The following is a 20,583-nucleotide window of genomic DNA, read 5'->3' on the forward strand; positions in this document are numbered from 1 at the left end:
GGGTAGCAGGCCCTGGGCAATCCGGATTACCGCTTGGAGTACTGAGGCGCCTTGCGAGCCTTCTTCAGGCCGTACTTCTTGGATTCCTTCTTGCGGTCGTCGCGAGAGAGGAAACCCGCCTGCTTGAGGATCTCTCTCAGATCGGGATCCAGCGCCACCAGTCCACGGGCTATGCCCAGACGCAGGGCGCCAGCCTGGCCGTTGGCCCCGCCGCCGTGCATGTTTACGTCGATGTCGTAAACCTCGGCGGTGTTTGTCAGGCGGAGCGGCTCCATGAACGCCATGCGATGGCTCCGGGAGGGGAAGTAGTCCTCGGCAACGCGGCCGTTGACGGTCACCTGGCCGGTGCCGGGGCGGAACCGGACACGGGCAACGGCGCGCTTGCGCCGACCGGTGGCTTGGGTGAGGGGGGCGGGCATTATGAGTCCTCTGTGCGGGATCGGGCCCCGGCGATTTCCAGGGGCTGGGGTTGCTGGGCTTCATGGGGGTGAACCGGCCCGGCGTAGACCTTGAGCTTGCGGAGCATCTGTCGGCCCAACCGATTCTTGGGGAGCATGCCCTTGACGGTCCGGCGCACGGTTTCGGCGGGTTGGGTCTCCAAGAGGCGACCGTAGCTGGCCTGGCGCAGTCCCCCGGGATAACCGGAGTGGCGGTAGACCTGCTTGCCAGTGGCCTTGTTGCCGGTAAGGACCACCTTGTCGGCGTTGACGATGATTACGTGGTCGCCGGTGTCGAGATGGGGAGTGAAGCTGGGCTTGTGCTTGCCGCGCAGCACGCGGGCCACCTCGGTGGCCATGCGGCCGAGGATGAGGCCCTCGGCGTCGACGATGTGCCACACGCGTTCGATGTCTTTGATTTTCGGGGAGTAAGTGGGCATCGGCTTTCCTTCACACGCGATACCGGGAAGGGCAATGATACGGCCCGAATCGGGGGAGTGACAACTGCCCCAGCCAGTGTCCCGGCAACCGTGTCACGAGTAAGAGACGCACCAAAGGCAGAGACCGTGGGGGGGTGCCAGATTGGCGACCCCGGAGCGGTCTTGGGCGGCCATGATCTCGGCCATGGCTCCGGGAGGGTGCCGGGCCGCCCCGATGTCCACCAGAGCACCGGTAATGGACCGAACCATCTGATGGCAGAATGAGGAGGCCTCGATCTCCAAGCGCAAAATGTCTTGATCGGCTCGTCGCCACCCGACCCGCAAGACTACGCGCACCCGGGATTTCTCCGAACCGTCGGCGGCGTGCTGTTTGCGACAGAACGACGAGAAGTCGTGCTCGCCTACCAGAGCGGTGGCCGCGTCGTTCATTGCATCCATGTCGAGGCGACGGGGATAGTGCCAAGTGGTGGCGGCCAAGAACGGGTCGGGCACCTCTCGGTTCAAGACGGTGTAGTGGTAGGTGCGGCTTTTGGCGTCGAAACGAGCGTCAAATCCCTCCGGCGCGGCCTCCATGTCGCGCACCGCAATGACCGGGGCCAGCATGCGGTTTACGGCGGTGCGGACGGCCGGCAGATCGACGTCGTCGGGGGCGGCAAAGCTCACTACCTGTCCCCGGGCATGAACGCCGGTGTCGGTGCGGCCGGCACAGGTCAGATCTACCGATTGGCGCAGGCAGCGGGATAGAGCGTCGGCGAGGTCGCCTCCCACCGTGCGGACTCCTTCGTTGGGGGCGAATCCGTGGAATGCCCCTCCGTCGTAGGCCACCGTCGCTTTGACTCGCACGGCTGCCTCGGGAGGCGGTATCTGTCGCCGGGCTGGTCTAGACCAGCTCTATGCGGGCCATGGGGGCGTTGTCGCCGTAACGGGGCCCGAGCTTCAGGATCCGGGTATAGCCGCCGGGCCGGTTGGCGTAGCGGGGTCCGATGTCCACCATGAGCTTGTCGGTGATCTCGGGGTCGCCTAGTTGGGCCAGGATCTGGCGGTGGTTGTGCCGCCCGCCTTTCTTGGCCTTGGTGATGAGCTTCTCGGCTACCGGGCGCATGGCCTTAGCCTTGGCCTCGGTGGTGGTGATGCCCTCAGCGGCGATCAGCGAAGCGACCAGATTGGCCATCATCAGCTTTTGGTGCTGCGAACTGCCGCCGAAGCGGCGTCCCTTGCGTGGTCGTCCCGGCATAGCGTTCCCTCTTCTATGACCGGGGACCAGCCAGGGCGAGGCCGCGCTCGTCCAGTTTCTCGTTGACCTCGTCCAGGGACTTCTGCCCGAAGTTGGTAATGGCCAGCAGCTCGTCCTCGGTACGGGCCAGCAGCTCGCCGATCATGTTGATCTGAGCTCGCTTGAGGCAATTGCGAGGCCGCTCGGACAGATCGAGGTCTTCGATGGGCAGGTCGAGGTCGGGGGCCCCAGCGGGGGCACTCCCCGCCTCTGCCATGCTCAGGCCCTGCGGCTCGTCGCTCATCTCCTCGACAAGTTGGACGAGGGTCCGCAGTGTGGCACCGGCTGAGGCCAGGGCTTCTTGGGGGGTGATGGAGCTGTCGGTCTCGATATCCAGCACGAGGCGGTCGAATTCGGTGGACTGCTCCACTCGGGTGGGCTCGACGTTGTAGGCCACCCGGCGCACGGGAGAGAAGATTGAGTCGATAGGGATCACGCCGATGGTGGAATCGACCTTGTTGGTCTCGGCCGAGACATAGCCCCGGCCCTGGGAGACGGTGATGTCCATAGCCAGGCGGGCCTTGTCGTTCAGACGGGTGATGACCAAATCGGGGTTGAGCACCTCGACGTCGGGGTTGACGGCCAAGCTTGCGCCGGTCACCTCGCCTGGTCCCCGCTGGTCGAGGCGAAGCTCGACGGGATCCTCGCTGTGGCACCGCAGGACGAGATCCTTCAAGTTCAAAATGATGTCGGTCACGTCCTCGGCCACGCCGGTGATCGTGTCGAACTCGTGTAGAGCGTCATCGAAGCGGACCCGGATAACCGCGGCGCCGGGAATCGACGACAGCAAGGCTCGGCGCAGGGAATTGCCGAGCGTATGGCCGAAGCCAGGCTCCAGCGGGCCGATGGCGAACTTCTGGCGGTTGTCTTCGAGCTCGGTAACAGTCTCGACAGTGGGTCGTTGCATTACCAGCATGATCCGGCTCCCTCAGTTCTTGGAATGGTGGTGGTCAACTTGGTCGGATGGGTTGCAGGTGGCCGCGTGGCCTACTTGCTGTAGAGCTCGACGATGAGCTGTTCTCTAACTGGCACATCGATCTGTTCTCTCAATGGGGCGTCTCGAACGGTGGCCTCGAAGCCGTCGTCAGACCGGGTCAACCAGGCTGGTGGCGTGCGATCGAGTACGTCCAGGTTCCACCCCACCACGATCATCTCCCGGGCCTTGTCCCGCAGGGCCACAACGTCGCCCTTGCGAATGCGGTAGCTGGGAATGTTCACCCGGCTGCCATTCACGTTGATGTGGCCGTGGGAGACGAGCTGGCGGGCTTGGGGACGGGTGGCACCCCAACCGAGGCGGTAGACCACGTTGTCGAGGCGCAGTTCCAAGAACCGCAGCATGTTCTCGCCGGTGACTCCCTTGTGGCGGGCCGCCTCCTTGAAGACGTTGCGGAACTGCCGCTCATTGAGCCCATAGGTGTAGCGGGCTTTCTGCTTCTCCTGAAGCTGGAGCAGGTATTCCGAGACGTTGCCCCGGCGCCGGGTTCGGCCGTGCTCGCCCGGGGGATAGGGGCGGCGCTCCAGGGCAATGGTCTCGCCCTTGGTGCCCCACACGTTCACGCCCAGGCGCCGGGATACCCGCGATCGCGGACCGGTGTATCGAGACATGTCAGACCCTCCGTCGCTTTGCTGGGCGACACCCGTTATGGGGGATGGGGGTGACGTCCTTGATGCCGGTGATCTCGATGCCCACGCCCTGGAGCGAGCGGATGGCGGTTTCGCGTCCCGAGCCCGGTCCGCGGACGTGCACGTCCACTTTGCGGATGCCGTGCTCCATGGCCTTGCGTCCGGCCTGTTCGGCAGCCATCTGGGCCGCGAACGGAGTGGACTTGCGAGAACCCTTGAATCCGACATTGCCGGCCGAAGCCCAGGAGATCACGTTCCCCTGCTGGTCGGCGATGGTCACGATGGTGTTGTTGAAGGAGCTCTTGATGTGGGCCACCCCGTAGGAGATGTTTTTGCGCTCCCGACGGCGGGGCCGACGCCCTCCGGCTGATGGCTTGGCCATTAGCGGCTAGTCCTTTCCTGCTTCACTTCTTCATCACCTTTTTCTTTCCGGCCACGGTCTTCTTCGGCCCCTTGCGGGTGCGAGCGTTGGTGTGGGTGCGCTGGCCCCGTACGGGAAGGCCCCGGCGGTGGCGCAGGCCCTGGTAGCAGCCGATCTCCATCTTGCGCTTGACGTCCTGGCTGGTCTCCCGGCGGAGATCACCCTCCACCCGGAGATTGCTCTCAATGAAGTTGCGCAATCGGGCGACCTCTTCATCGGTGAGATCGCGCAACCGGGTGCTCTCGTCGACTCCGGCCTCAGCGCATATTTGGCGGGCCAAAGTCGGACCAATGCCGTAGATGTAGGTCAGGGAGATGACGGTGCGCTTCTCACGGGGTATGTCGACGCCGGCGATACGTGCCACAGTTCAGCCCTGCCTCTGCTTGTGTCGGGGGTTGGAGCAGATCACCCGCACGCGCCCGTGCCGGCGAATGACCCTGCACTTGTCGCAGATTTTCTTCACACTGGGACGGACTTTCACAGTATGCCTTTCGATGATCCGTTGTGTCTTGTGGCTATTTGTACCGGTAAGTGATTCGACCCCGTTGAAGGTCGTAGGGGGTCAATTCCACTTGGACCCGGTCGCCGGGGAGAATCCTGATGTAGTGCATCCGCATCTTGCCGGAGATGTGGGTCAGCACCTTGTGCCCGTTCTCAAGCTCGACTCGGAACATGGCGTTGGGAAGAGACTCGGTAACTGTCCCTTCCATGATGATGGCGTCTTCCTTGTTTTTCGCCAAGGGCGACCTCTCCTGACGTCTTGGCAAGTCTGTGCGGCGAACCGCGCGAATAGCGGCCCACTATGTGAGCCGAATCACCATGCTATCTGGCATCGACGACCTGGGACAAACGGGCGAACACTTCGTCTTCGGTTCCCAGCCCGTTCACGACGGTTAGGCGTCCCCGGTCTTCGAACCAGGCCAGCAGCGGGGCGGTCTCGGCTTCGTAGAGCTCGAGTCGGCGGGAAATGGCCTCTTCGGTGTCGTCGTCTCGCCCCCGGGCCAGCATCCGCTCAGTGACCTCGGCTATGGGAACGTCCAAGTTGATGGCCAAGTCGGGGCCGGTCCCCTCCAGTATCTCAGCGAGAGCGTCGGCTTGGGCAGTTGTGCGGGGAAATCCGTCCAGCAGTACGCCGTGGGCTCGAATGTCGTCGCCGGCCAGGCGTTCGCCCACGATCCCGATCATGATTTCGTCGCCGACCAGGTTGCCGGCGTCCATCACGGCCTTGGCCCGAAGTCCCAGCTCGGTGCCCGCGGCCACTGCGGCCCGCAGCATGTCACCGGTGGAGATGTGGACCACCCCATAGCGCTCGGCCAACAAGGCAGCCTGGGTTCCCTTGCCTGAGCCTTGGCGACCCAGTATGACCAGCACCAAGGGCATTACTTCAAGAAGCCCTCGTAGTTTCTCATCATGAGCTGGCTGTCGATCTGCTTCATGGTTTCCAGGGCCACACCCACGGCTATGAGCACAGAGATGCCGCTGAAGCTATAGGCCGCAGCGCTCCGGCTGTCGATGTACTGGGACAAGGCGATGGCGGGGATGACGGCCACCGCGGCGATGAACAGCGCTCCCGGCAGGGTTATGCGAGACAGGATGCGGCCCAAGTAGCGCTCGGTTTGGCGGCCGGGTCGGATTCCGGGGATGAATCCGCCCTGCTTGCGGATCTGGTCGGCCTGCTTGACCGGGTCGAAGGTTATGGCGGTGTAGAAGTAGGCGAATCCCACGATCATGAGGGCGAAGACGATCAGGTACACGGTGTCGGCTGGATCGCCCAAGTGGGTATTGACCCAGTTCTGGACGCTCTCCCCCCAGGTGTTTTGGTCGGGGTTGGAGTCCGACGGCAGCACCGCAGAGAGCAGGATGGGCAGATACAGCACCGAGCTGGCGAAGATGATGGGGATCACGCCGGACTGGTTCACCTTCAACGGGATGTAGGTGCTCTGCCCGCCGGCCATGCGGCGGCCCACCACCCGCTTGGCGAATTGCACCGGGATCTGGCGCTGGCCGCTTTCGACGAACACAATGGCCACCAGCAGAGCCAAGTACATGAAGGCGATGACGAATACCGCGCCCCACCCCTCAGAAGCCTTCACCAACGAGAACTGGTTGGGGATGGTGGATACCACCGAGGCGAAGATGATGAGCGACATGCCGTTGCCGATGCCCTTTTGGGTAATGAGCTCCCCCATCCACATCAACAGCGCAGTGCCGGCGGTGAGGGTGAGCACCACCAGGAATACCCGGGGGGCGGTGAAGTTGGGCAGCAAGTCGATGGCTTGGTTGGCATTGCCGCCCGTGAGGCTGAATCCGCCGCCGCCATTGTGGAACAGGAAAGAGAACGAGGTGGCCTGAATGATGGCGATGGCAATGGTGAGGTACCGGGTCCACTGGGTGATCTTGCGCTGACCCACCGCACCCTGGTTCTGCCACTGCTCGATGCGGGGTATCACCACCCCCAGCACCTGCATGATGATGGAGGCGGTGATGTAGGGGAAGATCCCCAGGGCGAAGATGGCGAACTGCGACAAGGCGCCGCCGGAGAAGAAGTTCAGCAGTCCGGTGACTCCGCCGGCGTCGGCCTGGTTGCGAAGCTGGTCCACAGCGTCGAGGTCAACGCCAGGAGAGGGGATGGCCACGCCCAGGCGAAAGATCACCAACATCGACAGGGTGAACAGGATCTTGTTCCGCAGGTCGGCGACCCGGAACATATTTGTAATCCTGGTGAGCACGGCGACTGCTACTCCTTCGACCCTGTCGAACTCGGGCTATCGGTTGGTGAGGGCGTTGCCCTTAGCTGGCGGCCGCCCGGAGAAGGGCTTGGGCAGCACCTCTACGCTACCGCCTGCGGCAAGGATGGCCGCCTTCGCCGATTCAGAGAATCCGTGAGCCTTGACGGTGACGGCTCGGGTCAGCTCGCCGCGGGCAAGAACTTTGGCCATGGCGCCCTTGTGCAGGAGTCCCCGCTGATGAAGCACTTCCGGGGTTATCTCGTCCAGCCCCGTGGCGTCGATGACATCGAGGTTGATGGCCTGGTACTCCATCCGGAACGGGTTCTTGAATCCCCGCAGCTTGGGCACCCGGCGGGCCAGGGGCATCTGGCCGCCCTCGAATCCGACGGGGATCTTGCTCCGGGCCCGCTGTCCCTTCGTGCCTCGGCCTGCAGTTTTGCCGCCCTTGCCGGCGATGCCGCGGGCCTTGCGCTGGGGGCGCTTGCGAGATCCCGGGGCTGGCTTCAGATCGTGAACCTTCATAATTCGTCGGTCTCCTCCCAAGAAATCAGGTGGGACACCTTGTCGATCATCCCCCTGATCTCAGGGGCATCCGGCAGGGTGTTGGTCTGGCCTATCCCGCGCAGGCCCAAGGCCCGCAGCGTGCCCCGCTGTTTGGGCCGCGTACCGATCTGAGACCGGATCTGGGTGACCTTGATGGCCATGGCGGCTACTCCTCGTCCTCGTCCGGCGCAGCAGCCGACAGGCGCTCCGACTCCCGGTAGGCCGCCAGCAGCCCGGCGGGCACAAATTCATCGGCGGGGATGCCCCGGTGGCGGGCCACCTCGTCGGGGCGCTTGAGGGCTTTAAGTCCGGCAATGGTGGCCCGAGCCACGTTGATGTGGTTGGGAGAGCCCAGTGACTTGCACAGCACATCGCCGATGCCGGCCTCTTCCAGAATGGCTCGGGCTGCGCCACCGGCGATCACGCCGGTACCGGGCGCGGCCGGCTTCAACAGAACCCGTCCGGCGCCCATTTCGCCGATAACTGGATGGGTGATGGTTGACGAAGCCAGCGGAACCCGAAACAGGTTGCGTCGGGCTTCCTCAGTGCCCTTCTGAATGGCCAGTGGCACTTCTTTAGCCTTGCCATAGCCCAAACCGACCCGGCCCGCGCCGTCGCCGATCACCACCAGAGCAGTGAAGGAGAAACGGCGGCCACCCTTGACCACCTTGGCCACCCGGTTGATGTTGATCACCCGGGAGTCGCGCAGCTGCCCTTCTGGAGTCGGCGTCGGGGTTGAGGTATCGGTCATTAGAACTCCAGTCCTGCTTCTCGGGCCGAATCGGCCAGGGCCGCCACTCGCCCGTGGTAGCGGAACCCGCCCCGGTCGAAGACGACCGCAGTGATGTTCTGCTCCTTGGCTCGCTCGGCGATGAGCTTGCCCACTGCCGCCGCGCCAGCCACATTCCCGGTCGGACCGGAGCGCAAATCGGCCTCGGTGGTAGAGGCCGAGGCGATGGTGTGGCCCGCGGCATCATCGATGACTTGGGCGATGATGTGGCGATTGGACCGATACACGGCCAGGCGAGGGCGCTCGGCGGTGCCCCTGATCTTCTTGCGAACCCGACGATGGCGCCGGACCCGGCTCTGGTGCTTGTGCTTGACGCTGCTCATGGCGATTCCCAGCTCTACTTCGCGGCCTTGCCAGCTTTTCGAATGATCCGCTCGCCGGCGTAGCGGATGCCCTTGCCCCGGTAGGGCTCGGGCTTGCGGATGGCTCGAATGTCGGCGGCCACTTGACCGACCGCTTGCTTGTCGATCCCCAGCACATGGATGCTCGTTTGGTTGGGCACCTCGAACGTCACTCCATCGGGGGCCTCGACGTGCACCGGATGACTGAAGCCCAGCTGAAGTTCGATCTTGCTATTGCCCTGGGCGATGGCCCGGTAACCAACCCCCACGATTTCCAGTTCTTTGCGGTAGCCCTGGCTGACACCAGTGACCATGTTGGCCACGAGCGAGCGGCTCAATCCATGCAGCGCCTTGGTATCGCGCTGCTCGTCGGCCCGTTCGACCAGGACGAATCCGTCCTCCATCCGGGCCGAGATGGTGTCAGGGAGATCGTGCTCCAGGGTGCCGCGGCTGCCGGAAACGGTGACGTGGGCACCGTCGATGGCTACGTCCACGCCGTCTGGCACTGGGATGGGGTTCATTCCGACTCGTGACACCGTCAGCCTCCTACCAGACCACGCAGACGACCTCGCCGCCCATGCGGCGGCGGCGCGCCTCGCGGTCGCTCATCAGGCCCTTGCTGGTGGACACGATGGCCACGCCCAACCCGCCCAGCACCCGGGGGATGTGCTCCGATTTGGAATACACTCTCAGGCCGGGCTTGGACACTCGGGTGATGCCGGAGATGACCCGCTCTCGCTGGTCGGAGTACTTCATGTCGATGGTGAGGGTCTTCCCCGGGCCGGATTTGTCCTCGGCCACGGCGAAGTTGCTGATGTAGCCCTCCTGCATGAGGACGTCGGCCAGCGCCACCTTCATCTTGGAGGACGGCATCTTCACCTCGTCGCGCATGGCGGTGTTGGCATTGCGGATGCGAGTCAACATGTCGGCGATGGGATCGGTCATGGTCACAGCAGCATCACCTCACCAGCTCATTGGTGTAGATCATCATCTCGGACACCTCACCAGCTCGCCTTTGTCAGGCCGGGAATCTCCCCGGCATGGGCCAGCTCCCTCAGACACACTCGACACAGGCCGAACTTGCGGTACACGGCCCGAGGCCGGCCGCAGCGGCGGCAGCGGGTGTAGGCCCGCACCTTGAATTTCGGAGTTCGCTGTTGCTTTTGGACAAGCGCCTTTTTTGCCATTGAGTTACTGTCCCTCGGCTTGGAATGGGAACGAGAAGGCCTCAAGCAGAGCTCGGCCCTCCTCGTCAGTGGTTGCGGTGGTAACGATTGTGATGTCCATGCCTCTGATGGTGTCGATGGAGTCGTAGTCGACTTCGGGAAAGATCAACTGTTCGGTGACTCCGAAGGAGTAGTTGCCGTTCCCGTCGAAGGAGCGGGGCGAGAGACCCCGAAAGTCCCGAATGCGGGGAATAGCCAGGTTGATGAGCCTGTCCAGGAACTCCCACATGCGTGCTCCCCTCAAGGTGACCTTGGCTCCGATGGGATTGCCCTCCCGGATCTTGAAATTGGCGATGGACTTCTTGGCCCGGGTGATGACCGGGCGCTGGCCGGCGATGGTGGTCAGGTCGGCCACTGCGCCGTCGAGCAGTTTGGCTTGGGCTACGGCTTCGCCGACACCCATGTTCACCACGATCTTCTCGAATCGGGGTACCTGCATGACGTTGTCCAGCCCCAGATGCTCTTTGAGCTGGTCTCGGATCTCTTCCCGATACAGGGCTTGCAGCCGAGGTGCGGTTGCGGTGGCGGCCATTACAAATCAACTCCGGTTCGGCGGCAGACTCGGATCTTCCGGCCGTCGGTGTCGAACCGGTAGCCCACCCGGGTGGGTTGGCCGTCGGCTGGGCTGATCACGGCCACGTTGGACACCCTGATGGGCATCTCCTTGTCGATGATGCCGGTCTGCATGATCCCCTGGCGAGGCCCCTGGTGCTTGGTGGCGATGTTCACGCCTTCGACGATCACCGTTCCCTTGGCCGGATAGGCGAAGACAACTTCGCCCTCTTTGCCCCGGTCCTTTCCGTTGAGCACGCGGACCCGATCTCCCTTGCGGACTTTCATGGCGGCTACAACACCTCCGGTGCGAGCGACACGATGCGCATGAAGCGCTTGTCCCGCAGTTCCCGGCCCACCGGTCCGAAGATGCGGGTGCCGCGAGGCTGCTGCTGGTCGTTGATGAGCACGGCAGCGTTCTCGTCGAAGCGGATGTAAGAACCGTCTTTGCGGCGCTTCTCCTTCTTGGCCCGGACCAGAACGCAGCGCACCACTTCGCCCTTGCGGACGGCGGCACCGGGCATGGCGTCTTTCACGGTGGCTACGAAAACGTCGCCGATCGTGGCGTAGCGCTTGCGGGACGACCCCAGCACCCGGATGCACAGCACCTCTTTGGCGCCGGAGTTGTCGGCCACCTTGACGCGGGTCTCTTGCTGGATCATCGGGCACGCTCCACGATCTCAACCAGTCGCCACCGCTTGGTCTTGGACAATGGACGGGTTTCCTGTACCCGCACACGGTCGCCCACCGCGAGTTGGTTGGACTCATCGTGGACGTACAGGCGCGTGTTGCGCTGCACGGTCTTGTTGTAGCGGCGATGCCGGACGCGGTCGGTGGACACCACTATCGCGGTCTTGTCCATGGACACCGACGTCACCATGCCCTCCCGCACCTTTCGGCGGTTGGGCCGGGCGGCCGACGTCGTCTCAGTGGTGGGATCGATCGTTGGATCAGTTGTGGGATCAGCCATTGCCGGCCTCCTGCAATTCGGCTTCCAGTGCCTCGGCGGCCTGAATCTCCCGCATCCGCAGTTCGGTCATGGCCCGGGCCACCTCCTGCTTTGCCTGCTTCAGACGGGCAGTGTTGTCCAAGCGGCCGGTGACGATCTGGAAGCGGAGTTTGAACACCTCTTCTTTGGCCTCGTCTAGCTGTTCGATGAGATCGGCGTCGCTCAGGTTTTGCCAGTTAGTTTTGCGGGCCATGATCACCCTTCCTGGCGCTCGACGAATCGAGCCTTGATCGGGAGCTTTTGGATGCCCCGCTCGATGGCCGTCCGGGCCACCTCGCGGTCGTGGTAGGAGAGCTCGAACAGGATGCGGCCGGGCTTGACCACGGCCACCCAGCGCTCCGGATTGCCCTTGCCCGAACCCATGCGGGTTTCCGCTGGCTTCTCGGTGACTGGCTTGTCGGGAAAGATGTTGATCCACACCTTGCCGCCCCGGCGAATGTGCCGGGTGATGGCGATACGGGTGGCTTCGATCTGGCGGGCGGTGATCCAACCCGGCTCCAGGGCCTTGATGCCGTACTCGCCGAAGCTCAAGGTGGTGCCGCCCTTGGCGATGCCCTTGGTCCGGCCTCGATGGTGCTTGCGGTGCTTGACCTTCTTGGGCATCAACATGGCTGGTCTTGGCCTTTGCGGGGTTCGGGGGTCGAGGAGATCAGCATGGCAATCAGTCGGCGTCGCCCGGCCGGAAGTGCGGAGTCTCGCTGTGCTCGCGGGTTGAGCGGAGGATGTCCTCCTCCTCCTCGAGCAGCTTCTCGAATTCTGGGTCGGCTTCTTTGATGAGGGGTGCGGGCTCTTCGGTCTCATCGACGCGCTCATGTTCGCCCTGGCGCGGTGCCGCGGCTGACGAAACCACGGCCCTCGGCTTTTGGGTGCCGGAAGCCTCGCCCACTGCCATGGCCGCCTCGCGGCTGATCTTGTCCTCGGCCTGGGTCTTGTAGGGGAGGATGTCGCCCTTGTAGATCCACACCTTCACGCCGATGCGGCCGTAGGTGGTGTGGGCCTCCCGGAAGCCGTAGTCGATGTCGGCCCGGAGGGTGTGCAAGGGAACCCGGCCCTCTCGGTACCACTCGGTGCGAGCCATCTCGGAACCGCCCAAACGACCCGAGCACTGCACTCGAATGCCAAGGGCCCCGGCCTTCTGGGCGTTTTGTACCGCCCGCTTCATGGCTCGGCGGAAGGCCACCCGGTTGGCCAATTGGTCGGCCACACCCTGGGAGATGAGCGCGGCATCCAGTTCGGGCTGCTTGATTTCTTGGATGTTGAGCTGCACACGGTTGTTGCCGGTGATCTTGGCCAGGCCGTTGCGAAGCCGGTCGGCCTCGCTACCACGGCGCCCGATGACGATTCCCGGCCGGGCGGTGTGGACGTCTACTCGGAGCCGGTCGCGGGTGCGCTCGATCTCGATGCGGCTGATGGCTGCGTGAGGCAGCTCTGACATCAGGTAGTCGCGCACCTTCCAGTCTTCGATGATGAAGTCGCCGTATTCACGGCGGTTGGCGAACCAGCGCGACTTCCAGTCGGTGGTGACTCCCAGGCGGAACCCATAGGGGTTGATCTTCTGGCCCATCAGGATTCCTTCTCTTCGTCTTCGTCGGCGGCGTCTTCGGCCACTGGCTCGTCATCGTCTTCGTCGGCGGCGTCTTCGGCCACTGGCTCGTCTTCGTCTTCGTCGGCGGCGTCTTCGGCCTCTGGCTCGTCATCGTCTTCGTCGGCGGCGTCTTCGGCCTCTGGCTCGTCATCGTCTTCGTCGGCGGCGTCTTCGAAGTCTGCCTCTAGGACTTCATCGGCGAGGTCTCCCTCTAGAGCGTCCAGATCGTCCTCGTCTTGGTCGCGATCCTGCTCAGCCGCTCGTTCCGCGTCGCGTTCTCGGCTGGCCGCCACTCTGCGACGGCGAGCCTCGGCGGCCGAACTGCGACGGCCGGTGCCCTTGAGGGCCATGCGGGCATCGATGGCGGCCAGCTCTTCGTCGGTGTAGCGAGCCACCACCACGGTGATGTGGCAAGTCCGCTTCCGAATACGGGTGGCTCGGCCTCGGGCCCGGGGCCGCCAGCGCTTCAACGTGGGGCCCTCGTCGGCGTAGCAGGCGGCGACGAAGAGTTCCTCGCCGTCGAGTTCGTCGTTGTGCTCGGCGTTGGCCACCGCGGAGTCGAGGCACTTGGCGATCATGTCAGAGATACGCCGCTCGGAGAAGGTCAGAATCTCCCGGGCCTCGGAGTACGACTTGCCCCGCACCAAGTCGAGCACCTCCCGGGCCTTGAAGGCCGAGGAGCGCACGTACTTGGCCACGGCCCGGCTGCCCGGGCGGGTCTCGTTGCCCACGGTGACCACAGCCATTAGCGCTGAGCTCCCCGCTCTTGGCCGGCGTGGGCCCGGAATGTGCGTGTGGGGGCGAATTCGCCCAGTTTGTGGCCAACCATCGACTCGGTGATGTACACCGGCACGTGTTTGCGCCCGTCGTGGACCGCAATTGTGTGGCCCACCATGTCGGGGATGATGGTGGAGCGACGGGACCACGTCCGGATGACCTGCTTGGTGTTTTGGTCGTTGAGCTCGTCCACCTTGCGCAACAGGTGGCCGTCGACGAACGGGCCCTTCTTCAAACTTCTGGGCATTTGCGGACCCCCTAGCGACGCCCGCCGCGGGTACGGCGCCGTCGCACGATCATCTGCTGTGACTTCTTCTTCTTGTTGCGGGTGCGACCCTCGGGCTTGCCCCAGGGCGAAACGGGGTGGCGTCCGCCGGAAGACTTGCCCTCGCCGCCGCCCAAGGGATGGTCCACCGGGTTCATAGCCACACCGCGGGTCTGGGGCCGAACTCCCTGCCAGCGGGCTCGCCCGGCTTTGCCCAACTTGATGAGCTCGGCCTCGGCGTTGCCCACCGATCCCACTGTGGCCCGGCAGTCGATGGGCACCCGACGCATCTCGGTGCTGGGTAGGCGAATGGTGGCGAAGCTCCCCTCTTTGGCCACGAGCTGGGCGCTGGCTCCGGCTGAGCGGGCCATGCGGGCACCGGCGCCGGGCTTCAACTCCACGGCATGGATGGTGGTGCCCACGGGGATATAGCGCAGCGGCAGGGCGTTGCCTGGCCTGATCTCGGACCCGGGGCCGTTTTGCAGGATGTCGCCCACGCCCACGCCCTCGGGGGCCAAGATGTAGCGCTTCTCACCGTCGTGGAAGTGCAACAGCAGGATGCGGCAGTTGCGGTTGGGGTCATACTCCACCGACGCCACTGTGGCGGGAACGCCGTCCTTGGCCCGCTTGAAGTCGATGACCCGGTAGCGCTGCTTGTGGCCTCCGCCCCGGTGGCGGGAGGTCTTGCGCCCGTGGTTGTTGCGTCCGCCGGTGCTGGTTTTCTTGGCGACCAGCGACCGCTCCGGCTTTGTGGCGGTGATTCCGGAGAAGTCCGATACCGTCTGAAAGCGCCGGCCGGGACTGGTGGGATTTCGTCTGCGTACTGCCATGGCGTTTCCTAGACGTCGAACAACTCGATCTCGTCACCCTCGGCCAGCGTGACCAGGGCCCGCTTGGTGTCGGGCTTGCGACCGTAGGAGAGGCTGCGGCGGTTGCGGCGCCGTTTGCCCTTGCGGTTCATGGTGTTGACCTTGAGAACGGTGACGTTGAACAGGGTTTCGATGGCGTCTTTGATCTCGGGCTTGGACGCAGTGGGGTGGACCCGGAAGGTGTAGACGTTGGCCTCCAGCAGCTCGTATGACTTCTCTGAGACGATTGGCGCCAATACCACGTCGCGGGGATCCTTCATGAGACTCCCTCCTCGACGGTGGCTTCGACGGGCGCCTCGGCAGATTCGCCGGGCCCATCATCGGCGGTCTCATCCTCGGTCTCGGCCGAGGCCGACGTGGGCAGGGTGTCGAGGGTGAACACCACCGAGTCGGACACCAGCACGTCGTAGGCGTTCAGTTCTCCGGGGCTGATCAGGTGGACGTGGGGGAGGTTGCGGAAGCTCTTCCACACCTCAGACTGGTCGCGGTCGGCCACAACCAGCACACGGCCGTCCAGCTTTAGGGCGCTAAGGGCAGCGATGGCCTCTTTGGTGCGGGGGGCCTCGAACCTCCAGCGGTCGACCACGATGATTTTCTCATCGCGGGCCCGGTCGGACAACGCGGAGCGCAGGGCCAGGCGAATCATCTTCTTGGGCGTGCGCTGGCGATAGCTCCGGGGTTTGGGACCGAGGGCCACGCCGCCGCCCCGCCACTGGGGATTGCGGGTTGAACCGTGGCGAGCCCGGCCGGTGCCCTTCTGGCGCCAGGGCTTGCCGCCACCGCCTCTGACCTCGGCCCTGGTTTTGGTGCTCTGGGTTCCCCGGCGTCGGGCGGCGAGCTGGGCGGTGACCACCTGGTGCAGGACGGCCACGTTGGGCTCGATGCCGAACAGCTCGGGGTCCAAGTCCACTGATCCGGTTTTTCTGCCGGATGACGGGTTGCGAACGGTGACGGTGTGCACTTGGAGAACCGGAGCCTCGTCTACTGGGGCGGTCGCCATGGTCACTTCGCCCCGTTCTTGACCGCGCTGCGAATCAGCACAGTGGAACCCCGGCGGCCGGGAACCGAGCCCTTGAGCAGAATCAGATCGTTATCGGTGTCCACCCTCACCACCTGGAGATTCAACGTGGTGACCTTCTCTGCCCCGGCTCGTCCCGGCATCTTCTTGCCCCGGAAAATCCTTGAGGGCGTGGCGCACTGGCCCACGGCGCCGGGCTTGCGGTGCACCTTGTGGGCTCCGTGGCTGGCCTTTTGCCCGCTGAAGTTGTGCCGCTTCATGACCCCGGTGAAGCCCTTGCCCTTGCTGACGCCGGTGACGTCTACCCGCTCGCCCCCGTCGAACACGTCGACGCTGATCACCTGGCCAGCTTCGTAGGGGCCCACGTCGTCGAGGCGCAATTCAACCAGCTTGCGACCGGGAGCGACGCCTGCTTTGTCCAAATGCCCCCGCTCTGGCTGGGAAATCCGATCGGGACTCTGGGTCCCGTAGGTCACCTGGAGAGCTGAATAGCCGTCGGTCTCTGGTCGTTTGACCTGCACGATGCGGCAGGGCTCCACCCGCAGCACGGTGACGGGCACGACGCGGTCGTCCTCATCCCATACCTGGGTCATTCCTAGTTTTTCGCCGACAATCGCCTTGGCAACCATCGCGACCCTGCCTTCACGCGAACGCTCCGCACGGGTGCAGACCCAGTTGGCGGGTCTTTCCGGCGGAGCGGGTTTCGGTTGTGCTGTCCGGTTCCCGGAGCAGGGTGATTGCCCCTTATGGGCCTGGACAGACGTCGTTTGACACGAACAGTGCCGACCGGAGCCGGCACGAAGCATTTAGGATAGCGGCTGCTGGTGGAATGGCCAAATCCCCGACTGGGCAAATGTCGAGGGTTAACGTGAAACCGTGGACGAGGTTTCGCCTGAAGAGACGCCGTCCCAGAAGGTGCCGCCCTGGCTGTTTCGGGCCATTCTGACCGGCGCGGCCGCACTCGGCGGGCTGTATGTGCTGGGGTGGCTGATCGCGGAGCTAAAGATGCTCATCGTGATCGTGTTGGTGTCATTCTTCCTGTCATTCGCACTGGAGCCCGCGGTGAACCGCATGGAGAGGATGGGCATTCGCCGGGGTGTGGGCACCGGGATCATGTTCTTGGCGTTATTGGCGGCAGTGGGGTTGTTTCTATGGGCCATTGGCACGGTTCTGGCCGACCAAATCGGCGATTTCGCCGACGACGCCCCCGGGTACATCAACGACATAGAGGACTGGCTGGAAGACACTTTCGACATCGAGGTCGACGCCCAAGGGCTGCTTGATGAGTTTCAAGAGGGTGGGGCGGTCGCCAATTTGGCCACCCGGTTGGCCGACAATCTGATCAACCTCGGCGCCACCGTGCTGCAAGTGCTGTTCCAGATCCTGACCATCGCGTTGTTCACGTTCTATCTGGTTGCCGAAGGGCCCAAGCTCCGTCGCAACATCTGCTCGCTGCTGCCCGCTGAACGACAGCGTCAGGTGCTGAGTATCTGGGATCTGGCCATCGACAAGACCGGGGGGTACATCTACAGCCGGCTGATACTGGCGGTCATCTCCTTCTTGGTCCACTGGCTGGTGTTCTGGCTGGTCGGGGCGCCGTTCCCAGTGCCGATGGCCATGTGGGTGGGCTTGATTTCGCAATTCGTCCCGGTCATCGGCACCTACATAGCAGGGGCCCTGCCGGTGATCATCGGGCTGTTGGACCAGCCCTCGACCGGGCTGGCCATGCTGATCGCCATAGTGGTGTACCAGCAGGTGGAGAATTACCTGCTCCAGCCCAAGGTGACCGCCCACACCATGGAGATACACGTGACCGTGGCTTTCGGATCGGTGATAGTCGGAAGCTTGCTACTAGGGGCGGTGGGAGCAGTGCTGGCCCTCCCCGCGGCCGCCACCATCCAGGCCTTTCTAGCCAGCTACCTCGAACGCCATGAGGTGGTGCAAGAACTCGAAGACGCCGAAGCGGCCCAGCATCCCGAACGCGAACCCTTAGGAGACCGCCTCCGCCAACTATTGGACCGGGTGTTCACTCCCAAATGACGGGTTAGCCCCGGTCAGGAGCAGGCGGAGAGGGCGGCGTCGTAGTCGGGTTCGGAGGCGATGGCGGCCACCAGTTCGCTGTGGGCCACGGTGCCGTCGGGGCCGATGACCACTACTGCCCGGGCAGTGAGGCCGGACAGGGGGCCGTCGACCATCTCTACGCCGTAGTCGTCCAAGAACTCCCGGTTGCGGAAGATGGAGCCGATGGTCACGTTCTCGATGTCCTCGGCACCGCAGAAGCGGGAACCGGCGAAGGGCAGGTCCATCGAAGCGCAGATCACGGTGGTGTTGTCGAGACCGGCGGCTCGTTCGTTGAAGGCCCTAACGCTGTCGGCGCACACCCCGGTGTCGATGCTGGGGAAGATGTTGAGTACAACGTTGCGGCCGGACAGGCCTTCCAGTGTGACGGGGGACAGGTCGCCGCCGGTGAGCGTGAATGCCGGTGCTGCTGATCCCACCGCGGGGAGGTCGCCGCCGGTGTTGATGGTTGTGTCTCCGAATGTGGTCTGTGCCATAGCAGTGTTGTAGCAGCCCGGCGGGTTTGATTCGGTGCCGGGGAGTGAATTGTCAGACGAGCTTGAGTTTGGAAGCGCGGGCGAGGTTTTGCTGGGCGGTTAGGAGATGGGCGTGGTCGATGAGGCGGCCTTCGTGGCGGAAGGCGCCTATGCCCTGGGCTTCGGCTTCTTCGATAGCGGCAATGAGGCCGCGCCAGCCGTCGATCTCCTCGGGGGTGGGTGAGAAGATCTGGTTGACTATGGGAATGTGGGTGGGGTGGATGATCATCATCCCCTCGTAGCCGAATTGGCGGGTTTGGCGGGCGAACCGGGTGAGACCGTCGAGGTCGTCGACGGTTCCCCACAATCCGGACAATGGGTTGGGCACCCCGGCCGACCGCACGTCTATGAGCACCTTTTGGCGCAGGTAGAGGGTCTCTGTGCCTTCGGGGGTCCACTGGAAGCCCACTGAGCGGCCCAAATCGCCATGGCGACCAGTGGCTCCTCCCATGTAAGCCACCCGCTCGGAGGCAGTTGCCAATTCATAGGCCTGACGTACGGCCGATGAGGTCTCCACCAGCGGCATAATCAGAGCCTCGGTGCCCTCCAGAGCGACATCGACGGCGGTTACTTCTTCGGGACCGACGACCTGGGGCAGCATGACCGCGGTCAGCGATGGATGGAGGCAGGCCTCCAGATCGGGAGCGAAGTCGGCAGTGCCAACCGCCGAGACCCGGACGAATACTGCCGATTGATCCGGTGTGTGGGCTACCAGCGCTTGGCGGACGCAGTCTCGGGCTTCAGCCGCTGCTCCGCGCGGGATGGCGCTCTCCAGGTCGAACACCACCCCGTCGGCTGCTGACTCCAGTGCCTTTTGCATGCGATCCGGCCGGTTGGCGGGGACAAACAACAGGCTGCGAATCGGCGGTGGGTCGATCTTCATGTCGGCGGCAATCAGATTCCCTCGGCCTCGACTTCTTCGCGACTGACGCCCAACACAAATAGCACGGCGTCGAGGTAGGGCACGCTGACGGCGGTCTCGACCGCTTGGCGAACCTTGGGCTTGGCGTTGAAGGCGATACCCAGCCCAGCCGCGGTGAGCATGTCGATGTCGTTGGCGCCGTCTCCCACTGCTACCACCTGCTCGGGCGACACGCCTTCGGCGGCGGCGATCTCTCGAAGAATCTCTGCCTTGCGGGCTCGATCCACGATCGGGCCCTCCAAATTGCCGGTCAGCTTGCCGTCGACCATCTCCAAGGTGTTGGCGTACGCGTAGTCGAGGTCGAAGTCCTGCTTGAGCCGGTTGCAGAACCGGGTGAAGCCGCCGCTCACGATGGCGATGGCGAAACCCAGTCGCTGAAGGGTGGTCAGAAACGTCCGGGCCCCTGGGGTGAGGCTGACTTGGTCCCATGCCCGCTCCAGCGCAGCCTCGTCCAACCCGGCCAGGAGGCGAACCCGGTCTCGCAGGGCGGTCTCGAAGCCGATTTCTCCTCGCATCGCCTGTTCGGTCAGCTTCTGGCATACCTCCACACACCCCGCTTCAGCGGCCAGCAGATCGATCATCTCGTCCTGAATGAGGGTGGAGTCCACATCCAGCAAGGCCACGCGCTTGGCCCTCCGGGCCAGGCCCTCCCGTTGGATGGCCACATCGAATTCGGGGTTGGCCCCTGCTACCGACAGCAGGTTGCGCCGAATGGCGTCGGCATCGCCTCCTTCCACGAGGAGTTCGTAGCTGTAGATTGGATAGCGGGACAGGCGCACGATGCGGTTGATGTTCCCGCCTCCTTCGGCGATGGCAGTGGCGGTGGTGGCCAGCATCGCCGGGGATAGCTCCCGGCCTAGAACGGTGACGGCGTAGGCGCCGGAATGTACCGAGGGCGTGGGATCGACCACGTCGAATTCCACGGTCACCTTCTGCTCCCAGCCGAACAGCAACAGGTCTTTGAGCAGGTCTTGCCCGGGAGGAACCTCCATGACGATGCCCAAGGTGAGCTGGCGGCGGATCACCACCTGCTCCACGTCTTGAATCTGGGCCCCGCCGGCGGTGAGCACGTTGAGCAGGGCCGCGAATAACCCGGGGCGATCGGGTCCGGAGACCCGGAGCAGAATTACCTGGAAGGCCACACCACTAAGAGTTGGTCAGCCGCCCCG

35 protein-coding genes and 1 pseudogene are annotated in these 20,583 nt (G+C 64.1%); 1 reads left to right on the top strand and 35 read right to left on the bottom strand.

Annotated features, from left to right (window positions below; translation table 11 throughout):
- Nucleotides 1-26 precede the first annotated feature (26 nt).
- The 32 genes and pseudogenes from rpsI to rplC form a co-directional block, all read right to left on the bottom strand.
- Nucleotides 27-419, bottom strand: coding sequence for a 30S ribosomal protein S9 (gene rpsI / locus ACOGXH_RS01565; protein WP_419927366.1), 393 nt, complete (start codon nt 417-419; stop codon nt 27-29).
- Entirely contained in the window at nt 419-877 is a 459-nt protein-coding gene (gene rplM, locus ACOGXH_RS01570; protein ID WP_419927367.1) for a 50S ribosomal protein L13, read from the bottom strand. Before rplM ends, rpsI begins: the two co-directional genes overlap by 1 nt.
- Before the next feature lie 93 nt (nt 878-970).
- The gene (truA, locus tag ACOGXH_RS01575) at nt 971-1,720 is read right to left on the bottom strand and encodes a tRNA pseudouridine(38-40) synthase TruA (RefSeq protein WP_419927368.1); all 750 of its coding nucleotides are present in this window, start codon (nt 1,718-1,720) and stop codon (nt 971-973) included.
- A 40-nt stretch (nt 1,721-1,760) separates the two neighbouring features.
- Nucleotides 1,761-2,111, bottom strand: a pseudogene (gene rplQ, locus ACOGXH_RS01580) (50S ribosomal protein L17); the annotation flags it as partial.
- Between the two features lie 13 nt (nt 2,112-2,124).
- Nucleotides 2,125-3,066: a DNA-directed RNA polymerase subunit alpha gene (locus ACOGXH_RS01585; RefSeq protein WP_419927369.1), complete on the bottom strand. Its 942-nt coding sequence runs from the start codon at nt 3,064-3,066 to the stop codon at nt 2,125-2,127.
- A gap of 71 nt (nt 3,067-3,137) precedes the next feature.
- Complete coding sequence (rpsD, locus tag ACOGXH_RS01590) at nt 3,138-3,755, bottom strand: 30S ribosomal protein S4 (protein WP_419927370.1); 618 nt, start codon at nt 3,753-3,755, stop codon at nt 3,138-3,140.
- Between the two features lies 1 nt (nt 3,756).
- Nucleotides 3,757-4,155 carry a 30S ribosomal protein S11 gene (gene rpsK, locus ACOGXH_RS01595; RefSeq protein ID WP_419849598.1) on the bottom strand — a complete coding sequence of 133 codons (399 nt, stop codon included), beginning with the start codon at nt 4,153-4,155 and terminating at the stop codon, nt 3,757-3,759.
- Nucleotides 4,156-4,177: 22 nt separating this feature from the next.
- Nucleotides 4,178-4,558, bottom strand: a complete 381-nt coding sequence (gene rpsM, locus ACOGXH_RS01600) for a 30S ribosomal protein S13 (protein WP_419927371.1) — start codon at nt 4,556-4,558, stop codon at nt 4,178-4,180.
- 3 nt (nt 4,559-4,561) lie between these two features.
- The gene (gene rpmJ, locus ACOGXH_RS01605; protein WP_419845008.1) at nt 4,562-4,675 is read right to left on the bottom strand and encodes a 50S ribosomal protein L36; all 114 of its coding nucleotides are present in this window, start codon (nt 4,673-4,675) and stop codon (nt 4,562-4,564) included.
- A 34-nt stretch (nt 4,676-4,709) separates the two neighbouring features.
- Nucleotides 4,710-4,934, bottom strand: a complete 225-nt coding sequence (infA, locus tag ACOGXH_RS01610; RefSeq protein WP_419845009.1) for a translation initiation factor IF-1 — start codon at nt 4,932-4,934, stop codon at nt 4,710-4,712.
- Between the two features lie 82 nt (nt 4,935-5,016).
- Nucleotides 5,017-5,574, bottom strand: a complete 558-nt coding sequence (locus tag ACOGXH_RS01615) for an adenylate kinase (protein ID WP_419927372.1) — start codon at nt 5,572-5,574, stop codon at nt 5,017-5,019.
- Nucleotides 5,574-6,923, bottom strand: coding sequence for a preprotein translocase subunit SecY (gene secY / locus ACOGXH_RS01620; protein ID WP_419927373.1), 1,350 nt, complete (start codon nt 6,921-6,923; stop codon nt 5,574-5,576). Before secY ends, ACOGXH_RS01615 begins: the two co-directional genes overlap by 1 nt.
- A 36-nt stretch (nt 6,924-6,959) precedes the next feature.
- A complete protein-coding gene (gene rplO, locus ACOGXH_RS01625; RefSeq protein ID WP_419927374.1) occupies nt 6,960-7,445 on the bottom strand; it encodes a 50S ribosomal protein L15 in 486 nt (161 codons plus the stop codon).
- Nucleotides 7,442-7,627, bottom strand: a complete 186-nt coding sequence (gene rpmD / locus ACOGXH_RS01630; RefSeq protein WP_419927375.1) for a 50S ribosomal protein L30 — start codon at nt 7,625-7,627, stop codon at nt 7,442-7,444. Before rpmD ends, rplO begins: the two co-directional genes overlap by 4 nt.
- 5 nt (nt 7,628-7,632) lie before the next feature.
- The gene (rpsE, locus tag ACOGXH_RS01635; protein WP_419927376.1) at nt 7,633-8,217 is read right to left on the bottom strand and encodes a 30S ribosomal protein S5; all 585 of its coding nucleotides are present in this window, start codon (nt 8,215-8,217) and stop codon (nt 7,633-7,635) included.
- A complete protein-coding gene (gene rplR / locus ACOGXH_RS01640) occupies nt 8,217-8,579 on the bottom strand; it encodes a 50S ribosomal protein L18 (protein ID WP_419927377.1) in 363 nt (120 codons plus the stop codon). Before rplR ends, rpsE begins: the two co-directional genes overlap by 1 nt.
- Before the next feature lie 14 nt (nt 8,580-8,593).
- Entirely contained in the window at nt 8,594-9,133 is a 540-nt protein-coding gene (gene rplF, locus ACOGXH_RS01645) for a 50S ribosomal protein L6 (protein WP_419927378.1), read from the bottom strand.
- 10 nt (nt 9,134-9,143) lie between these two features.
- Nucleotides 9,144-9,548 carry a 30S ribosomal protein S8 gene (gene rpsH, locus ACOGXH_RS01650; RefSeq protein ID WP_419927379.1) on the bottom strand — a complete coding sequence of 135 codons (405 nt, stop codon included), beginning with the start codon at nt 9,546-9,548 and terminating at the stop codon, nt 9,144-9,146.
- 50 nt (nt 9,549-9,598) lie between these two features.
- Nucleotides 9,599-9,784 carry a type Z 30S ribosomal protein S14 gene (locus ACOGXH_RS01655; RefSeq protein WP_419845018.1) on the bottom strand — a complete coding sequence of 62 codons (186 nt, stop codon included), beginning with the start codon at nt 9,782-9,784 and terminating at the stop codon, nt 9,599-9,601.
- Between the two features lie 4 nt (nt 9,785-9,788).
- Nucleotides 9,789-10,355, bottom strand: a complete 567-nt coding sequence (rplE, locus tag ACOGXH_RS01660; protein WP_419927380.1) for a 50S ribosomal protein L5 — start codon at nt 10,353-10,355, stop codon at nt 9,789-9,791.
- Nucleotides 10,355-10,663 carry a 50S ribosomal protein L24 gene (rplX, locus tag ACOGXH_RS01665; RefSeq protein WP_419927381.1) on the bottom strand — a complete coding sequence of 103 codons (309 nt, stop codon included), beginning with the start codon at nt 10,661-10,663 and terminating at the stop codon, nt 10,355-10,357. The genes rplE and rplX overlap by 1 nt, the downstream gene beginning before the upstream one ends.
- 5 nt (nt 10,664-10,668) lie before the next feature.
- Nucleotides 10,669-11,037, bottom strand: a complete 369-nt coding sequence (rplN, locus tag ACOGXH_RS01670; RefSeq protein WP_419927382.1) for a 50S ribosomal protein L14 — start codon at nt 11,035-11,037, stop codon at nt 10,669-10,671.
- Nucleotides 11,034-11,345: a 30S ribosomal protein S17 gene (gene rpsQ, locus ACOGXH_RS01675; RefSeq protein ID WP_419927383.1), complete on the bottom strand. Its 312-nt coding sequence runs from the start codon at nt 11,343-11,345 to the stop codon at nt 11,034-11,036. The genes rplN and rpsQ overlap by 4 nt, the downstream gene beginning before the upstream one ends.
- Nucleotides 11,338-11,577, bottom strand: coding sequence for a 50S ribosomal protein L29 (rpmC, locus tag ACOGXH_RS01680; RefSeq protein WP_419927384.1), 240 nt, complete (start codon nt 11,575-11,577; stop codon nt 11,338-11,340). The genes rpsQ and rpmC overlap by 8 nt, the downstream gene beginning before the upstream one ends.
- A gap of 2 nt (nt 11,578-11,579) precedes the next feature.
- Nucleotides 11,580-11,993, bottom strand: a complete 414-nt coding sequence (gene rplP / locus ACOGXH_RS01685) for a 50S ribosomal protein L16 (protein WP_419927385.1) — start codon at nt 11,991-11,993, stop codon at nt 11,580-11,582.
- Nucleotides 11,994-12,045: 52 nt separating this feature from the next.
- Entirely contained in the window at nt 12,046-12,948 is a 903-nt protein-coding gene (gene rpsC / locus ACOGXH_RS01690) for a 30S ribosomal protein S3 (RefSeq protein ID WP_419927386.1), read from the bottom strand.
- Nucleotides 12,948-13,715: a 50S ribosomal protein L22 gene (gene rplV / locus ACOGXH_RS01695; RefSeq protein ID WP_419927387.1), complete on the bottom strand. Its 768-nt coding sequence runs from the start codon at nt 13,713-13,715 to the stop codon at nt 12,948-12,950. The genes rpsC and rplV overlap by 1 nt, the downstream gene beginning before the upstream one ends.
- Nucleotides 13,715-13,993, bottom strand: a complete 279-nt coding sequence (gene rpsS / locus ACOGXH_RS01700) for a 30S ribosomal protein S19 (RefSeq protein WP_419927388.1) — start codon at nt 13,991-13,993, stop codon at nt 13,715-13,717. Before rpsS ends, rplV begins: the two co-directional genes overlap by 1 nt.
- 11 nt (nt 13,994-14,004) lie before the next feature.
- The gene (gene rplB, locus ACOGXH_RS01705; protein ID WP_419927389.1) at nt 14,005-14,841 is read right to left on the bottom strand and encodes a 50S ribosomal protein L2; all 837 of its coding nucleotides are present in this window, start codon (nt 14,839-14,841) and stop codon (nt 14,005-14,007) included.
- An 8-nt stretch (nt 14,842-14,849) separates the two neighbouring features.
- Nucleotides 14,850-15,140 carry a 50S ribosomal protein L23 gene (gene rplW, locus ACOGXH_RS01710; protein WP_419927390.1) on the bottom strand — a complete coding sequence of 97 codons (291 nt, stop codon included), beginning with the start codon at nt 15,138-15,140 and terminating at the stop codon, nt 14,850-14,852.
- Nucleotides 15,137-15,880 carry a 50S ribosomal protein L4 gene (gene rplD, locus ACOGXH_RS01715; protein WP_419927391.1) on the bottom strand — a complete coding sequence of 248 codons (744 nt, stop codon included), beginning with the start codon at nt 15,878-15,880 and terminating at the stop codon, nt 15,137-15,139. The genes rplW and rplD overlap by 4 nt, the downstream gene beginning before the upstream one ends.
- A gap of 2 nt (nt 15,881-15,882) precedes the next feature.
- Nucleotides 15,883-16,527: a 50S ribosomal protein L3 gene (rplC, locus tag ACOGXH_RS01720; RefSeq protein ID WP_419927392.1), complete on the bottom strand. Its 645-nt coding sequence runs from the start codon at nt 16,525-16,527 to the stop codon at nt 15,883-15,885.
- A gap of 247 nt (nt 16,528-16,774) precedes the next feature.
- Here rplC and ACOGXH_RS01725 point away from each other — a divergent pair, with 247 nt between their 5' ends.
- Nucleotides 16,775-17,938 (top strand): AI-2E family transporter, encoded by a 1,164-nt coding sequence (locus tag ACOGXH_RS01725; protein ID WP_419927393.1) that lies wholly within the window; start codon nt 16,775-16,777, stop codon nt 17,936-17,938.
- 14 nt (nt 17,939-17,952) lie between these two features.
- On the opposite strand, the gene tpx is transcribed toward ACOGXH_RS01725, so the two are convergent.
- From tpx to serB, 3 genes are read right to left on the bottom strand one after another with little or no spacing between them, the layout of a single operon-like run.
- On the bottom strand, nt 17,953-18,453 hold the full coding sequence (gene tpx, locus ACOGXH_RS01730) for a thiol peroxidase (protein WP_419927394.1): 501 nt from the start codon (nt 18,451-18,453) through the stop codon (nt 17,953-17,955).
- A 52-nt stretch (nt 18,454-18,505) separates the two neighbouring features.
- Nucleotides 18,506-19,375: an HpcH/HpaI aldolase/citrate lyase family protein gene (locus ACOGXH_RS01735; protein WP_419927395.1), complete on the bottom strand. Its 870-nt coding sequence runs from the start codon at nt 19,373-19,375 to the stop codon at nt 18,506-18,508.
- Nucleotides 19,376-19,386: 11 nt separating this feature from the next.
- Nucleotides 19,387-20,556 (bottom strand): phosphoserine phosphatase SerB, encoded by a 1,170-nt coding sequence (gene serB / locus ACOGXH_RS01740; protein WP_419927396.1) that lies wholly within the window; start codon nt 20,554-20,556, stop codon nt 19,387-19,389.
- Between the last annotated feature and the right edge of the window lie 27 nt (nt 20,557-20,583).

It is taken from the genome of Candidatus Poriferisocius sp., from assembly GCF_965208355.1.
Classification (GTDB): domain Bacteria; phylum Actinomycetota; class Acidimicrobiia; order Acidimicrobiales; family Bin134; genus Poriferisocius.

Bases quoted from the DNA above. Each gene is read 5' to 3' on its own strand.
- rplE (WP_419927380.1), bottom strand. From the start codon at position 10,355: ATGGCCGCCACCGCAACCGCACCTCGGCTGCAAGCCCTGTATCGGGAA.
- ACOGXH_RS01655 (WP_419845018.1), bottom strand. From the start codon at position 9,784: ATGGCAAAAAAGGCGCTTGTCCAAAAGCAACAGCGAACTCCGAAATTC.
- rpsS (WP_419927388.1), bottom strand. From the start codon at position 13,993: ATGCCCAGAAGTTTGAAGAAGGGCCCGTTCGTCGACGGCCACCTGTTG.
- rpsK (WP_419849598.1), bottom strand. From the start codon at position 4,155: ATGGCCAAGCCATCAGCCGGAGGGCGTCGGCCCCGCCGTCGGGAGCGC.
- rplO (WP_419927374.1), bottom strand. From the start codon at position 7,445: ATGAAGGTTCACGATCTGAAGCCAGCCCCGGGATCTCGCAAGCGCCCC.
- rplB (WP_419927389.1), bottom strand. From the start codon at position 14,841: ATGGCAGTACGCAGACGAAATCCCACCAGTCCCGGCCGGCGCTTTCAG.
- ACOGXH_RS01585 (WP_419927369.1), bottom strand. From the start codon at position 3,066: ATGCTGGTAATGCAACGACCCACTGTCGAGACTGTTACCGAGCTCGAA.
- rpsC (WP_419927386.1), bottom strand. From the start codon at position 12,948: ATGGGCCAGAAGATCAACCCCTATGGGTTCCGCCTGGGAGTCACCACC.
- rplD (WP_419927391.1), bottom strand. From the start codon at position 15,880: ATGGCGACCGCCCCAGTAGACGAGGCTCCGGTTCTCCAAGTGCACACC.
- rpsI (WP_419927366.1), bottom strand. From the start codon at position 419: ATGCCCGCCCCCCTCACCCAAGCCACCGGTCGGCGCAAGCGCGCCGTT.
- ACOGXH_RS01615 (WP_419927372.1), bottom strand. From the start codon at position 5,574: ATGCCCTTGGTGCTGGTCATACTGGGTCGCCAAGGCTCAGGCAAGGGA.
- rplC (WP_419927392.1), bottom strand. From the start codon at position 16,527: ATGGTTGCCAAGGCGATTGTCGGCGAAAAACTAGGAATGACCCAGGTA.
- tpx (WP_419927394.1), bottom strand. From the start codon at position 18,453: ATGGCACAGACCACATTCGGAGACACAACCATCAACACCGGCGGCGAC.
- rplM (WP_419927367.1), bottom strand. From the start codon at position 877: ATGCCCACTTACTCCCCGAAAATCAAAGACATCGAACGCGTGTGGCAC.
- rpmC (WP_419927384.1), bottom strand. From the start codon at position 11,577: ATGGCCCGCAAAACTAACTGGCAAAACCTGAGCGACGCCGATCTCATC.
- rpsQ (WP_419927383.1), bottom strand. From the start codon at position 11,345: ATGGCTGATCCCACAACTGATCCAACGATCGATCCCACCACTGAGACG.
- ACOGXH_RS01735 (WP_419927395.1), bottom strand. From the start codon at position 19,375: ATGAAGATCGACCCACCGCCGATTCGCAGCCTGTTGTTTGTCCCCGCC.
- rplN (WP_419927382.1), bottom strand. From the start codon at position 11,037: ATGATCCAGCAAGAGACCCGCGTCAAGGTGGCCGACAACTCCGGCGCC.
- rpsD (WP_419927370.1), bottom strand. From the start codon at position 3,755: ATGTCTCGATACACCGGTCCGCGATCGCGGGTATCCCGGCGCCTGGGC.
- rplP (WP_419927385.1), bottom strand. From the start codon at position 11,993: ATGTTGATGCCCAAGAAGGTCAAGCACCGCAAGCACCATCGAGGCCGG.
- rpmD (WP_419927375.1), bottom strand. From the start codon at position 7,627: ATGGCCATCAAGGTCACCCAGATCCGGTCTCAGATCGGTACGCGGCCC.
- rplR (WP_419927377.1), bottom strand. From the start codon at position 8,579: ATGAGCAGCGTCAAGCACAAGCACCAGAGCCGGGTCCGGCGCCATCGT.
- rplV (WP_419927387.1), bottom strand. From the start codon at position 13,715: ATGGCTGTGGTCACCGTGGGCAACGAGACCCGCCCGGGCAGCCGGGCC.
- rplX (WP_419927381.1), bottom strand. From the start codon at position 10,663: ATGAAAGTCCGCAAGGGAGATCGGGTCCGCGTGCTCAACGGAAAGGAC.
- rplW (WP_419927390.1), bottom strand. From the start codon at position 15,140: ATGAAGGATCCCCGCGACGTGGTATTGGCGCCAATCGTCTCAGAGAAG.
- rpsE (WP_419927376.1), bottom strand. From the start codon at position 8,217: ATGACCGATACCTCAACCCCGACGCCGACTCCAGAAGGGCAGCTGCGC.